This window comes from Halorarius halobius, from assembly GCF_024298865.1.
Classification (GTDB): Archaea; Halobacteriota; Halobacteria; order Halobacteriales; family Haloarculaceae; genus Halorarius; species Halorarius halobius.
In genome coordinates this window covers 3,364,855-3,378,758 of the sequence record NZ_CP101161.1, presented here as the reverse complement: position 1 = coordinate 3,378,758, position 13,904 = coordinate 3,364,855, and the positions used below count along the sequence as shown (strand labels likewise).

Genomic DNA, 13,904 nt, shown 5'->3' with positions numbered 1-13,904 from the left:
GTCGCGGGGGCACGGCTCCGCTCGACGGCTCGTGACGACCTGCCATTGCCGGGTGTATCCTCACCGGGGTTCCCGGCACTACCGATGAACGATGGCGACTAACTCGGAGGCCTCCGACGCGACGGGCCGGCTTGTGACGCAACGAAACGCCGTCGGCTGTCTGTTCGGGGCCTGGTTGCTTTCGGTGTTCACCCAGGGGTACATCATCGTCCCGGCGAGCGTCCTGCCGGTACTCGCGGCCGACTTCGGCGTGTCGTCGGCGACCGCCGTCTGGGTCGTGAGTGCGACGCCCGGGGCGTGGGCGCTGACGAACTTCCTGTTCGGCGTCGGGATCGACACGTACGGCGACGTGACAGCCACGGTCGTCGCCGTCGGGGCTGTCGTCGGTGCGTCGTTGCTGGGCTGGTGGGCCGGGACACGCGACCTCTACTGGGTACTGCTCGCGTCACGCGTCCTCGCCGGTGCGGGAATCGGGACGGTCTGGACCGCATCGGCCAACGTCGTCGGGCAGGTGTTCACCGACGAGACCCGCGGCACTGCGCTGGGGCTGTTCACGACGAGCGCTCCCGCCGGGTTCGCGCTCGGACAGATCGTGACGCCCATGGTGGCCCAGCGATTCCACTGGGCGGCCACGTTCCTCCTCGTCGCGGGGTTCTCGGTGGGTGCACTCGCCCTGTTCGTCGGCGCGCTCCAGTTCGTCCAGCGCCGGGAACGGGAGCCAACGAGGAGTGCGGTCGGGAGCTTCTCGCAAGTGGTCGGCTCCCGGTCGGTACTGTTCGGCTGTGTGCTGGCCTTCGCCGCGTACTCGCTGTACCTGTTCATGAACAGCTGGATGCCGACGTACCTCTCCCAGCAGTTCTCCATCTCGCTCGCGTTCGGTGGGCTGTTGGCGTCGCTGTTTCCGGCAGTCGGCATCGTGTCGCGTGCCGGCGGGGGGTATCTCTCGGATCGGTTCCTCGGCCAGCGCCGACTGCCGGTGCTCAGGGTGTCGTTTCTCGTCGCCGTGCCGGTGACGGTCCTCATCGCCAGCACGTCGAGCGTCGCGCTGATCGCCCTCCTGCTCGTCGTCGCCGGCTTCGCCATCCAGTTCACGTTCGGCATCGTGTACACGTACGTACAGGAGTCCGTGGCCCCGGAGGTGTCGGGGACGGCGCTCTCGTTGCTCGGCACGGCCGGCATCTCGGGGGCGTTCACGGCGCCGCTTATCGCCGGCGCCCTCATCGAAGCGACGGGCTCGTACACCAGCGCGTTCGCGTACGCGGTCGCGGTCGCCGTTCTGGGCCTCGGGCTCGCGTGGGTCGCGCCCGAATCGTAGCCACCCCGAACGCACGGCCCGTCTCGATTCAGCCACCGACGGCTCTCACCGCTCCTGGCTCTGCCCGAGCAACGTCGCCTCCGCCTTGTGCAGATGTTCGTGTAGCGTCGACGTGGAGATGCCCAGTTCGTCGGCCAGCTCCCCGGCCGAGACCTCCTTCGGGTAGTCGTAGTAGCCGCTGTCCCGGGCGAGTCGAAACACCTCGAGTTGCCGCTGGGTCAGCCGGTCGGTCGGGAGCGCGCTGGCCCCCGACTGCCACGTCGAGTTCGTGATGCTACGGACGTTGATATCCGCGTCCCGCTCCGTGCTCACCTCGTCGAGTTTCTCCCGGACGGTCGCCCGGTCGTGGTTCGTCGCGAGCGTCCAGTACTCCCGGCCGTCCCTGATATCTATCGGGTCCGAACAGACGAACCCCCGTGACATGAGCGCGTTGGTGATCTGTTTGCGACCGTCGTGGTCGACGAGCAGGTCACGCATGGCGTTGCCCGGAACCGACGCGGTCGCCTGCCGATAGCTCGGGTTCATCTCCGAGACTTCGTGCACGTTCGGGTGCGCCGCGATGAACTCGACTGCGGGGTCGAGCGCCGCCTGCGTGTCGGCGTGCAGGGTGAACAGCGTGGTGACCCGCTCGCCCGTGGTGTAGATGCCGTAGCCGAGCAGTCCCACGTCGAACTGCTCCGTCGCTTCGAGTTCCCAGCAGTCCGGATACCACAGGTCCAGCGAGACGTGCACCGCCCCATCCGTGCTGGTCGGGTGGGTCATCTCGGTGCGCTGTTCCAGTCCGCAGGGTAATCGAGCTATCGGTCAGTCGACGAGTTCCCGTCTCGGCTACGCCCGCTGGGTCGAGACCACGCTCTCCGCGAGCGTGTCCTTGTGGCCCTCGTTGGGGCCACCGGCGAGGGTGAGCAGTTTCGCATCCCGGAGGTAGCGCTCGACGTGATGCTCGGTCGTGTACCCCATGCCGCCGTGGAGTTGGACCGCGTCGTTGGCGTTGTCGACTGCGGCCTGCGTCGCGTGAATCTTCGCCATGCTGAACTCCCGTGTGATATCGTGCCCGCGGTCGGCGCGGTCCGCGGCCCGGAGCGTGAGCAGTCGTGCGGTGTCGACCCGTTCGGCCATCTTCGCCAGCTCCCACCGGACGCCCTGGAAGTCGCTGATCTGCTGGTCGAACTGCTCGCGCGAACCCGTGTACTCGACCGTGTCCTCGAGCGCCGCCCGGGCGATACCGACGCCCCGTGCCGGGACGTTGACGCCGGTGTGAACCTCGCTACGCTGGACGTACCCCTCGCCTTCCGCGCCGACCATGCGGTCGTCCGGGACCCTGACGTCGGTCAGCTCGACTCTCGGCGATTTCACGCTGTGTGCGCCGAGCGTGTCCCAGACCTCCTCGACCTCGAACGCGTCGACGGGGACGAGGAACGCGCTGATGTTGTTCGGGGCGGCCGCCTCCGGCCCGGTCTTGGCGTACGTCAGGACGAGATCCGCGTCGAGAAAGTTCGTGACCCACTGCTTGTGCCCGTTCAGCACCCACTCGTCACCGTCACGCTCGGCGGTCGTCTCCATCTCGAGCTTGTTGCTACCCGCGTTCGCCTCGCTCAGCCCGAGCGCCCCGACGGTGTCGTAGGTGGCCATCTCCGGGAGCAGGGTCTCTCGCTGGCGCGGTGACCCGAACCGTTCGACGATCGACGCGACACCGAGATGTAGCGCCAGGGCACTCGCGACGGGCATGAGTGCCGCTGACAGCTCCTCGATGGCCACCACCAGCTCGACGAGCCCCTCGCCGCGGCCGCCGTGTTCCTCGGCGAGGGTCAACCCGGTCAGCCGCCGCTCCCCGAGTTCCTTGAGGATGGCGTCGGGGTACTCCTCCCGCTGGTCCAGCTCGATCGCACGGGGTTCGATGTCCGTCTCGGCGAACTCGCGGACCTCGGTCCTGAGACTCCGTTGCTCCGGCGTGAGATCGAATCGCATACGCGTACTGACGGCCTGCGTCGATTAAAGCCGGAACCTGCTATAGCAGGCGGTCGTCGCTGTCACGCTCGACCGGCTATCGGCCCCGGCGACCGGCGTTACCGTATCGGGAACTCGTTCGGCACCTCGGCGCCCCAGTCCCGTGCCCACTCGTCCAACTCGGACAGCGCGTCGAGCAGTTCCTGGCCCTTGGTGGTGAGGTCGTAGTACACCGCAACCGGGGCGTCCTCCTCCATGCGTCGGACGACGACGTCGTTTTCGACCAGTTCGTCGAGCGCGTCCGACAGCGTCTTCGAGCGAGCGTCGGTCGCCCGCTTCAGTTCGTTGAATCGCTTCTCGCCGTCGTCGAGCGCGAAGATCACGTTCATGCGCCAGGGCGTGCCGACCTGGTCGATGGCCTCGATGACGGGACAGGCGTCCGCGTTCTTCTGCTCGATATCCTGCTGTCGGGAATCTGTGTCGGTGGACATGGTCAATCAGCCGTGGGAACGGCACAGGCGGTGGTGGTCTCGGGGTACGATTCGACGCCGGCGTACGCGACGAGCTCCGAGCCGAGCGCTTCGACGCGGTCGGCCAGCGCGTCGTCGACGAGCCGTCCGTCGTCGAACGCGCCGTGGGCGTTCGGGATTGCGACCTCGGTCGGTAACACCCAGGCGCCCAGTTCCGATGCGACGGCCCGGAGGTGGTCGAGTGCGGGCGTCGGGAAGCCACCCCCGGAGACGACCAGCAACCCCACCGTCTCGTCTTCGAACTCGTCGAAGCCACAGTAGTCGATGGCCGTCTTCAGCGGGGAGGCGTACGAGCCGTGGTACATCGGGGACCCGAGCAGGACGCCGTCGGCCCGCCGAACCCGGTCGCGGAGCTCGACCGCGTCGCCGGCGTCCTCGCGATCCGGGTCGAACACCGGCAGCTCCAGCTCGGCCAGGTCGATCAGGTCGGTCGTCGCACCGGCCGCGTCGGCCGCCCGCAACGCCCGTTCGAGCGCCGTCCGGGTGTGGCTCCCCGCACGCTGGCTCCCACAGATCGCGACGATATGTTTACTTCTGTTCATTCCTCGTACTCGCTAATACCCACGTACTATACCCAAATAAGCGCTCGGTGGACTCCGTTCCAGTAACAGAACGTATGTATCAGGTATATTCAGTGACGGTCTCCACGGATGCGTCGAGCGTGAACGCCAGTGGCTCCTCCGCATCGACGACCGATATCTCGACGCGGAGGGGGTCCCGCTGTTCGACGGTGACGGCCTCGCTGTCGACGACGAAGCCGAGGTCCCACAGCGGCGTTCCCCGAACGTCGATGCCGGCCTCGTGCAATCGGCCGGTCACGGCCGGCCGGGTCAACAGCGCAACGCCCGCAGGGAGGAAACTGTAGAAGCTACACCGCTCACAGTCGACGGAGACCACCACGGGATGGTCGTCGGCGAAGTACTCCTCGTAGCGGTCGAGTTGCTCGATCACGCCGATGCAGGCGCCGTCCTCGTGGACGCGGTCCGTCAGGTCGGGGTCGATGCGGCCGGCACAGAACGGACAGACGCCGTCGAGCGCACACGTCCAGATGAGCCGGGTGCGACGGTCGAACGCCGCGACCGTCGCGTCCGCGTCGCGGTCGGCGATGCCACCGGGGTCGAACGGCCACTCCAGCGCACGGTTCCCACAGTCCGGACAGCGGATGCGGGCGATGGAATCGGTGTCGTACTCGAAGGTCAACGACTCGCCACACGCCCGGCAGTCCTCGTCGAGTTGGACCGGACCGACCGACACCTGTTCGTGGAACACGCCGCTCTGGATCGCGTCGAGCACCCGGTGGCCGGGGTACTGGAGCTCGTATCCGTCGTCGATTTTCGCGACGAAGTGCCCCTCAAGTTTCGACAGATGGTAGGTGAAGCTCCCCGAGTCCCGCTCCCCGACGGCCTTCCTGAGTTCGGAAAACGACAGCGAGTAGCCCGGCGCGTCCCACAGCGCCAGCAGAATCTCCAGGCGGAGGTCGTGACTCAGCGTCATGAACGCCGACTCGGCGTCCGTGGCGACCTGGGCTCTGTCCGATGGCGTCTCGGTCATACCCGTCACACCTCCGCAGGCCACCATAAATCTCGGCCCGCTCAGAGGTCGACCGCGACGACACCGATGACCGCGGCGCCGAGTCCGGCACCGGCGCTCCCACCGAGAAGCGCCGCCTGGTAGCCGACCGCCCCACCCGCGAGCGTGAACAGCGCCGGACCGACGGCCTGGCTGACGCCGATTGTCGTCGTCTGGAGGCTCATCACCCCACCGCGCAGGTGATCCGGTGCCAGCGCGCTGATGCCGGCGAACAGGGTGGGCGTCACGAGCCCGCTTCCGACGCCGAACACGAGCAGGGCGCCGACCAACTGCCAGACGGTAGTCGCCACCGCGACGCCCAGCAGGCCGACGGCGTACGTGCCGAAGCCGGCGGTGAGCAGGGTGGCCGTCGACGCCCGGGCGGTCAGGGCCCCGTTCCGCGTCGACACGACGGCCGTCACCAGCAGGACGGCGCTCGTCACGACCCCCACGGCGGTCGACGAGAAGCCGAACGCATCCGTGAGATAGAACGGAAGCGCCGTGTACAGGCCGCCGAACAGGAGCGCGAACGAGACGAACATGATGCCGTACAGCGTCGCCGCTCGTCTCGCCGGAACGTGCCGTACCGCCTCGCGGAGGTAGCCGCGCCCGTCCGCGCTGTCGGTCGCGTCGGCATCGCCGAGGCCGAACAGGACGAGTCCCGCGACGGGGAGCGTGAGCGCGTACAGCAGGAACGGCGCGTTCCAGGACTGCCCGGCGAGAACGCCACCGACGATGGGGTAGGCCGCCGTTCCCAGCGACAGCATCGCCGACGTGACGCCCATGACGGCGTCGTGTCGGCGCCCGGAGTAGCGGTCGCCGACGACGGTCATCGCGAGCGCCGAGAGGATGCTCCCGGCGGCGAACCCCTGGACCACGCGCAGTCCGAGTGCGACGGTGAACTCGCCGGTGAACGCGATGGCCGTCCCCGCGAGGCCGAACACGACGAGGCTCCCGGCGAGCACGTACCGGCGGCCGATACGGTCGGCGAGGGCGCCGATGAACGGTGCCAGCACGATGCCCGGCAGCGCATACAGCGTGATGAACAGCCCGGCTCGCGACTCCGAGACGCCGAACGCCGACTGGATCTCGGGGAGCGCCGCGCTGATCAGCGGCACGTCCATCGGCGTCATCAGCGTCGCCGCGAGGATGGCGAGCAGGGCCGGCGACCGCCACGGAATGCCCACCGAGGAGTCCGTGGCCGCAGACGTCTCGGTTGCTCCCATCCGTCTAGACCCCGAGGCCGACCGCGAGGGGCCACGACGCAGACGCGAGTGCGAGGAACACCAGCGCCGCGCCGATGAGACCCACGTTCTTCAGGAAGTGGATGCGTTCGTTCTGACGGTCCTGCCCCTCGAGCGTCCAGAAGTCGTGCATGATGCCCGTGACCGGGACGAGGAACACGACGACGGCCGCCGCGCCGACGGCGGGGTAGACGCCGGCAACCACCGACGCCGCGCCCGCAATCAAGCCGAGACTGCCCGCCGGGACGCTCACCGACGCCAGCGGCGCCCCCTTGCTCCGCGCGTAGCCGACCGACGATTCGAGGTCCAGCAGGTTCCCGAGCGCGAGATAGCCGACGACGAGCCCGAACAGCACGCGGCTGAGTAGGAACGCCGCCTCCGAGAGCGCCGACGCGAACACCATCAGTCCCCACCTCCGGTCGACGCGAGGCCGACTGCATCGCTGGTCTGCTCGATTCCACCTGTCGTGTCGCGGATGTCGTTCGGTGACATCGGTACACGAGAGACGAGAACCCGAGGGCATATATATTTCAGACAACTTATACTATACCAGGTGTAGCGCGCTATACCGGACCGTGATAGATGCTCAGAGTGCTTGGAAATGGTCTCAAAACTCTTCTAGGCGGTACATTGGTCTATGAGTGCTTGGCTAGCAGAAATATAGGGAAACAGTCATATCGTCGCCCCGGCGACCGGCAGGGACGTGTTCGACACCGGGAACCGAGCAGTCGTCGGTCGAGCCGATCCTCAAGCCAGGACGTGACGGACGGCCAGCAGGACGCCGACGCCCGCGACCATCGCGAGCAGGATGCTGTCGGTTCGGTGGGCGACGGCGACGACGGCGGCCCCGGCGACCCACTCCGGCGGGCCGCCCCGGAGCAGTCGGACCGCAAGGAAGGCGACGACGATGCCGCCGGGGAGCGCGTCCAGCGCCTCGCGGGTCGTCTCCGACGGTTCGATGCGGTCGAGCACCCAGTAGCCGCCGGTCTTCGTCGCGTACGTGACAACGCTCATCCCAACGACCGCCGCGATTGCGGCGGACGACACGTCACCGAACACCTCGACCCACCTCCACGAGGCTCGCGGCGATGCCGCCGGCCAGGATGTACCACCGTCCGGGAACGAGCGCGGCGACCGCGAGAGCGACGACGGCCGCGGCCGTCCACGGGGTGAGGCGCCCGGCGCCGTCCCAGAACCCGACGAGGAGCGCGAGGAACACCGCGGTCAGCACGAAATCGAGGCCGTACGCAGACGGATCACCGACCAGCCCGCCCGCGACCACGCCGACCGCCGTGGCGAGAACCCACAGGAGCCAGATGGCGAGCCCGGAGCCGAGCAGGAACGCGCCGCGGCCGCTCCCCGAGCGAAGCTCCTCTATCGTCAGCGCCCAGTTCTCGTCGGCCATGAAGAACAGGCTCGCGTACGCCCGCCCGGACGACAGCTGCGTGAGCCAGGGCTTGAGGGAGGCACCCATCAGGAGATACCGGAGGTTGACCACGAGCGTCGCGCCGACGACGGCGACGACCGGGACGGGCCAGTCCCACAGGCCGACGGCGACGAGCTGTGCCGCGCCCGCGAGCACCGTCGCGCTCATGAGGACGGCCGTCGGGAGACTCACCCCGGCGTCGCTGGCGAGCACGCCGAAGGCGACGCCGTAAGCGGCGACGCCGAGCGCGACCGGGAGCCCCGTCAGGAATCCGGCCCGGAGCCCGTCGCCGGAGAAGCCGACCGACTCGACCGGGCCGTCCTCGTCGGTCGTCTCCCGGTCGCTAGAGTCGGTGGACATCGGGGGTGACGAGGGGGTCTGCGTCGGCCTGGCCGAAGCGAGACGCGCGGCCGTGCGGCTCGGTCCAGTCGGCGTCCGGCCCCACGGGCACCAGCCCCGTCGGGTTGATGTCCCCGTGGCTCCGGTAGTAGTGGTCCGTGACGTGGTGCATGTTGCAGGTCGCCGGGACGCCGGCCGTCTGGTACACGTCGCGGGCGTACGCCCAGAGGGTCTCGAAGTCGGTCAGCGGCCGGCGGTTGCACTTGAAATGCGTGTGATAGACCGAATCGAACCGGTACAGCGTCGGGAACAGGAACACGTCCGCGAGGGTGAGCCGGTCGCCGACGACGTAGCGGTGCGTGTCGAGTTCGTCGTCCCAGCGGGCCAGCGCGTCGAACAGCTCGCGGACGGCCGTCTCGTAGGTCTCCTGCGAGTCGGCGAACCCGGCACGGTAGACGCCGGTGTTGATGGCGCCGTGGATCTCCTCGATCGCGTCGTCGATGCGGGCACGCAGCGACGGCGGGTACAGGTCGGCGTCGGTCGTCGCGTGCTCGCCGAACTCGGTGGCGAGCATGCGGGCGATGTCCGCCGACTCCTCGTTGACGATGGTCTCGGTCTCCCGGTCGTAGAGAATCGGCACGGTCACGCGCCCGGTGTAGCTCGGGTCGGCGTGCTGGAACACCTCGTACAGCCGGTCGAAACCGTGGACGGAATCGGGGGTGCAGGCGTCCTTCTCGGGTGAGAACTCCCAGCCGCGGTCGTGTCTGACCGGGTCGACCACGTCGACCGAGATGACGTCGTCGAGCCCGAGGAGCCGACGGGTGAGCGCCACGCGGTGCGCCCAGGGGCAGGCCCGGGAGACGTACAGGTGGTAGCGGCCCGCCTCGGCGGGGAACCGGGCGTCCGCCGAATCCACGACCCGGTCGTCGAACGCGTCCGCCTCGTACTGGTCGCGCGTGGCGTCCGGTTCCCACGCGCCGTCGTGGAGCATCCCCATCAGCGCTCACCCCCGTAGGCCGAGTCCCAGAACACGCCGTTGCCGCGTCGCTCGCGGCGAAGCGCTCCCTCCTCGACGAGCGACTCGAGCACCTGTCGCGTCTTGCCGTCGTCGAGCTGGTACACCTCCCCGACCTCGCGGGTCGCCACCGGGCCGTACTCGCGGACGAAGCGCCGAACCGGCGGCGGCGACGACTGCTCCACGGAGGGTGCGACCGCGTCCAACGCCGCAACGAGCTGGTCGAACGCCGTGAACCCGGACAATCGACGCTCGCCGTCCGGCCCGCGGACGTCGTACGTCGGGAACGCCCGGACGCCGGCCTCCCGGGTGCGACGGAGGTCCGCCTCGAACGCCGCGCTGGCGGTGCCGTCGTCGAGTGCCGCGGTGAACGCCTCGACGTCGAGGCCGACCTCCCGTGCCAGTTCGACCTGTTCGCTCCGGTGGTTCACGTTGCGGACCTCCGTCACGTAGGCTTCCCGCAGGCGACGGAGGTAGCGGTGGGCGAGGTCGGCGTCCTGCTTTCGGGCGGCCACGAACGCCTCGCTGGCCGGATACGTCGACCACGCGGGGTCGGTCTCGAAGATGGTCGTATCCACCGGCATCCCGTGGCGTTCGGACGCCTCGAGCCAGTGGGGTGCGACCTCGGCGGGCGTCGAGATGTCGTTGGCCGGGTCGTAGAACTCCTCGAAGTCCTCGACGAGCCCGCCCATCACGTACCGGAGCCGGACCTCGTCGCCGAACACCGTCTGCAGCCGGCGGACGACTGGCTCGGACCCCCAGCACCACGTGCACATCGGGTCGGTGTACTGGACGACGGTCGGACGCTCGCTCGCTGTCTCGGTCGTTCCCATGTGACCGTCTCGAACGCGTCCCGGAATATATTTCAGGCAAACTACAGGAAACCACGTGTACCGCGGGAAACCGGGTTCCCGGACGGGTCTTTGTTCTACGGAAACAGGGCCCCTCCGATGGGCACCGTAGAGGTCCGTGTGAGGCGTGAGGGGCGTCGGTCGCGCGGTCGGTAGCTACGGCGTCGACCGTTCGACGACGGTCAGGTCGCCGTCGACGACGAGTTCCAGTTCGTCGCCGCCCCGTTCGACGCGGAGCGCGAGTCGCGTCGGCTCGGTGGCGACGGTGTCGACGTGGCGGTCGGTCATCGCGAACTCCAGTTCCCAGATGGGCGTTTCGGTCACGTCGAGGCCCCGGTTGTTGAAGAACGAGACGAGGTCGACGTCGTACAGCAGCGCGAGCCCCACGGACATGTACTGCTGTGCGCCACAGTGGTCACACGAGCGGTGGACGAACACGTCGAGCTGGTTCGCGCCCGCCCCCGCGAGTTCCTCGCCCGGGAGCAAGCGCGTGTCGAGGCCGTTCGCACAGATGGAGCAGGCACCCTTCGAGAACGCGAGGATGCGATGCCGGAGATACTGGTCGATGCGGGCCAGCAGGGCGTCCCGGTCCCCGTCGCCGATGCTCGGCGGGGCGGTGGTGTCCGAGTACTCCCGGTCGCAGGCCGAACAGCCGATGACGAGCCGGCGGTCGTCGTATCGAGCTTCGATGGGTGCTTCACAGTAGTGGCAGTCGGCGCCGACCGGGAACGGCTCCAGCGACGCGTCCCTGATGTAGGTGCCGGCCAGGATCGTCCGGTAGAGCTCCACCGCCCCGTGCCGGAGCCGGTACCCCTCGTCGGTCCCCTCGAGGAACGGCCCCACGAGCTTCTGGAGGTGGTAGTTGAACTGGCTCGTGGCGATATCGACGTCGGCTCGGTCGTACAGCTCCGAGAACGCGAGCACGGGGCGTGGGCCCTCGGTCCCATGTGCGTCGCCCAGCGTGCGGATGATCTCGGCCCGGTACTCGTTTCCCAGCAGGGCGAACGCGTCCCCTGGCGACTGCGGAGCCCCGGTTCCCCCGCCACCGTCGTCGGACATGGCGGTATCGTCCACCCGTGGGCTGGTTACTCTTCGGGTCGGGGCGATACGACGGCACCTGGCGATGGAAATTTATCAGTATGATTACGGAACTCAACTTTCGCGGCCATTTTAGTCGTTCCGTGTGGTGGTTACTTCTCATGTTCGATCTATCAACAGACGAGATAATATCGGCACCGATACACCGCGTGCTGGCACTGCTGTCGATTCCGTTGCTCGCACAGAACGTCGTGGAGGTCGCATCGCTCGTGATCGACCTGTTCTGGATCGGGCGGCTCGGTGGCGACGCGGTCGCCGCGGTCGGGCTGGCGGCCCCGCTGTTCAGCCTGCTGCTCATCCTCGGCATCGGCGTCCCGTACATCGGGACGATGATCCTCGTCTCCCAGCGCACGGGCGGCGACGAGGAGCGGGCGGCCCGGACGGCGACGTTCAACGGCGTCGTCCTGGGCGGACTCCTGGGCGTCGTCGTCGGTGGGGGTGCCGCGCTCGCGGCACCGGCGCTCGTCGACGCGTTGACGACCATCCGGCCGGGACCGACGCCGGAGGCCGTTGTCGAGCTCACGGTCAGTTACTTCCGCATCCTCGCGCTCGGGCTCGTGTTCGCGTCCGTGAGCGACGCCATCGAGGGGGCGTTCGTCGCCCGCGGCGACTCCCGGGCCGCGCTGTACATCAGCGTCGCGACGGTCGTCACGGTGCTCGTCGCCGATCCGATACTGATCTTCGGCGTCGGCCCGGTTCCGAAACTCGGCGTCGCCGGCGCGGCCATCGCCTCCGTGCTCGGGTTCGTCGCCGGCCTGGTGCTCGCTGTCGTGTTCGTCCTCCGGGGCCGGGCCGGCGGCGTCATGTCACGGTCGGCGGCCCGGGTCGGCCTCGACGAGTTCCGGGCGCTGTTCGACCGCGGGCTCGCCCCGACCGCCCAGCAGGCGAACCGCCGGGTCGCGGAGCTCGTGGTCGTCGTGCTCGTGTTCATCGCCGGCGGCTCGACTGCACTGGCCGCCTACGCGGTCGGCACTCGCGTGTTCTCGACGGCGTCGATTCCGGCCCAGGGGTTACAGTCGGCGACCCAGAGCGTCGTCGGCCAGAACCTCGGCGCCGGCCAGCCGGAGCGGGCCGCCCGAACCGCCTCGGTCGGGGTCGCGCTCGTCGGTGGCCTCCTCGCCGTCATCGCGGTCGTCCAGTGGACGATGGCGAGCGCCATCGCGACGCTTTTGGCCCCCGGGTTGACGGGTACCGCGTTCGCGCAGGCCGTCGAGTTCCTGCGATTCCTCGCGGTCAGCTACCCCGCCTTCGGTGCGATGTACGTCCTCCAGGGCGGGTTCAACGGCGCCAACCGCGGGAGCGTCAGTTTCCGTGCGTCGTTGCTCCAGTACTGGGGCCTGCAGATTCCACTGGCTGTCATCACAGCGGTCGTTCTCGACACGGGCGTCGTCCCCGTCTTCGCGGCTATCGCCGCGTCGCACGTCCTGACAGCCGTCGTTCTCGCGATCTACTACACCACCCAGCGGGGAACGATGTTCCGGAACGCGGCCGACAGCGGCGGGGAGACGCCGGCTGACTGAGGTGGCGGTCCCCTGGCCCGTTCACGCGGGCGAGGACCGTGATACAAGCCCGGCCCGTCGAACTCCGTACTCAAGGCCGGCGGCGACCAGCAGGACGACCAGGAACAGGAACCAGGCACCGAAGTACAGCGCGTGGGGGTCGTCGACGCTGGCGGTGAACTCCGCCCGGGCGTCGAGGACGACGAAGGCGACCAGCAGGGTCGCGGGGGCGACGAGTCGATGCCGGACGAGCAGGTACACCGGAATCGTAGCCAGTAGCCACATCCCGAGCGTGCTGACGAGATACAGCGCCCACCCGAGTCCCCCCGACACGGAGAGGCCGAGCCGGACCGCGAACCACAGCATGACGCCGGCGTGGACCGCGCCGACGGCCGTTGCGAGCCCCACCGCCTGCCGCCGCGCGGCCGGGATCGACAGCCACGTCCGTGGCGGCGAGCCGGGGAGCCAGCTCCAGCTCAGTCGTGCCGTGTACTCGACGAGACCGATCAGGAGGAAGGCGAGCGTCCAGACCGACGCGTTCACCATGTAGCGCACGACGTACAGGCCGTTCTCGATGACGATGATGCCGGTCGGCTCGGCGAGCCGTTCGAGCTCCGCGACGTCACGGAACGTCGGCCCCGGCGGCGTGAGCTCCATGCCGAGCACGTAGCCGGTCGTTACGGCGAGTGCGACGAGCGGCAGGACGACCCGGTAGTGAAGCGCCAGCCAGACCGGGACGGCACCGAGAACGACGAGGCCGCCGTAGCGCCACGCGGCACCGAGCGGCGAGTACGCTGTAGGGCCGACCTGATAGCCGAGATCGAGTGCGACCCCGAGCAGTGCGGCGGCGTGGACCATCCCGACGCCGAGCGCGATTATCGCGGACCGTTTGGAGGGCATACGTGCCACGTATGCGTCCAGTTGCTTCGCTGTTCGGGAACGAGCCGCGGTAGGCCGTCCGATAGCCGGGCGTCGTGGAGGGCCCATCGAGCCGTACCGTGACACCGGGGTCGAGGCGGAGCGACCTCGGACGCGGTCGGAGCCCAGTCGGCGAGTCACCGACGCCGGGAG

15 protein-coding genes are annotated in these 13,904 nt (G+C 68.7%); 2 read left to right on the top strand and 13 right to left on the bottom strand.

Features of this window, described 5'->3' with window-relative positions; all coding sequences use genetic code 11:
* Nucleotides 1–91 precede the first annotated feature (91 nt).
* On the top strand, nucleotides 92–1,315 hold the full coding sequence (locus tag NL112_RS17865) for an MFS transporter (RefSeq protein ID WP_255150203.1): 1,224 nt from the start codon (nucleotides 92–94) through the stop codon (nucleotides 1,313–1,315).
* A 45-nt stretch (nucleotides 1,316–1,360) separates the two neighbouring features.
* Here NL112_RS17865 and NL112_RS17860 read toward each other — a convergent pair whose 3' ends face one another.
* The 12 genes from NL112_RS17860 to NL112_RS17805 form a co-directional block, all read right to left on the bottom strand.
* Entirely contained in the window at nucleotides 1,361–2,077 is a 717-nt protein-coding gene (locus NL112_RS17860) for a helix-turn-helix domain-containing protein (RefSeq protein ID WP_255150202.1), read from the bottom strand.
* A gap of 66 nt (nucleotides 2,078–2,143) precedes the next feature.
* Complete coding sequence (locus tag NL112_RS17855) at nucleotides 2,144–3,283, bottom strand: acyl-CoA dehydrogenase family protein (protein ID WP_255150201.1); 1,140 nt, start codon at nucleotides 3,281–3,283, stop codon at nucleotides 2,144–2,146.
* Nucleotides 3,284–3,381: 98 nt separating this feature from the next.
* Entirely contained in the window at nucleotides 3,382–3,753 is a 372-nt protein-coding gene (locus NL112_RS17850) for a winged helix-turn-helix transcriptional regulator (RefSeq protein ID WP_255150200.1), read from the bottom strand.
* Nucleotides 3,754–3,755: 2 nt separating this feature from the next.
* Nucleotides 3,756–4,334 (bottom strand): NADPH-dependent FMN reductase, encoded by a 579-nt coding sequence (locus NL112_RS17845; protein WP_255150199.1) that lies wholly within the window; start codon nucleotides 4,332–4,334, stop codon nucleotides 3,756–3,758.
* A 79-nt stretch (nucleotides 4,335–4,413) separates the two neighbouring features.
* Nucleotides 4,414–5,343, bottom strand: a complete 930-nt coding sequence (locus tag NL112_RS17840) for a winged helix-turn-helix domain-containing protein (RefSeq protein ID WP_255150198.1) — start codon at nucleotides 5,341–5,343, stop codon at nucleotides 4,414–4,416.
* A 41-nt stretch (nucleotides 5,344–5,384) separates the two neighbouring features.
* Nucleotides 5,385–6,587, bottom strand: a complete 1,203-nt coding sequence (locus NL112_RS17835) for an MFS transporter (RefSeq protein ID WP_255150197.1) — start codon at nucleotides 6,585–6,587, stop codon at nucleotides 5,385–5,387.
* A 4-nt stretch (nucleotides 6,588–6,591) separates the two neighbouring features.
* Entirely contained in the window at nucleotides 6,592–7,008 is a 417-nt protein-coding gene (locus NL112_RS17830) for a quinol oxidase (protein WP_255150196.1), read from the bottom strand.
* A gap of 344 nt (nucleotides 7,009–7,352) precedes the next feature.
* A complete protein-coding gene (locus NL112_RS17825; protein WP_255150195.1) occupies nucleotides 7,353–7,652 on the bottom strand; it encodes an AzlD family protein in 300 nt (99 codons plus the stop codon).
* A 1-nt stretch (nucleotide 7,653) separates the two neighbouring features.
* Nucleotides 7,654–8,391, bottom strand: a complete 738-nt coding sequence (locus NL112_RS17820; RefSeq protein WP_255150194.1) for an AzlC family ABC transporter permease — start codon at nucleotides 8,389–8,391, stop codon at nucleotides 7,654–7,656.
* On the bottom strand, nucleotides 8,375–9,367 hold the full coding sequence (locus NL112_RS17815; RefSeq protein ID WP_255150193.1) for a glutathione S-transferase family protein: 993 nt from the start codon (nucleotides 9,365–9,367) through the stop codon (nucleotides 8,375–8,377). Before NL112_RS17815 ends, NL112_RS17820 begins: the two co-directional genes overlap by 17 nt.
* Nucleotides 9,367–10,218 carry a DsbA family oxidoreductase gene (locus tag NL112_RS17810; RefSeq protein WP_255150192.1) on the bottom strand — a complete coding sequence of 284 codons (852 nt, stop codon included), beginning with the start codon at nucleotides 10,216–10,218 and terminating at the stop codon, nucleotides 9,367–9,369. Before NL112_RS17810 ends, NL112_RS17815 begins: the two co-directional genes overlap by 1 nt.
* A 174-nt stretch (nucleotides 10,219–10,392) precedes the next feature.
* On the bottom strand, nucleotides 10,393–11,295 hold the full coding sequence (locus NL112_RS17805) for a DUF7351 domain-containing protein (protein WP_255150191.1): 903 nt from the start codon (nucleotides 11,293–11,295) through the stop codon (nucleotides 10,393–10,395).
* A gap of 140 nt (nucleotides 11,296–11,435) precedes the next feature.
* Between NL112_RS17805 and NL112_RS17800 the strand changes: the two genes are divergently transcribed.
* Nucleotides 11,436–12,854 (top strand): MATE family efflux transporter, encoded by a 1,419-nt coding sequence (locus NL112_RS17800; protein WP_255150190.1) that lies wholly within the window; start codon nucleotides 11,436–11,438, stop codon nucleotides 12,852–12,854.
* A gap of 21 nt (nucleotides 12,855–12,875) precedes the next feature.
* Here the strand turns inward: NL112_RS17800 and NL112_RS17795 are convergent, their stop codons facing one another.
* Nucleotides 12,876–13,733, bottom strand: coding sequence for a hypothetical protein (locus NL112_RS17795; RefSeq protein ID WP_255150189.1), 858 nt, complete (start codon nucleotides 13,731–13,733; stop codon nucleotides 12,876–12,878).
* Nucleotides 13,734–13,904: the final 171 nt, after the last annotated feature.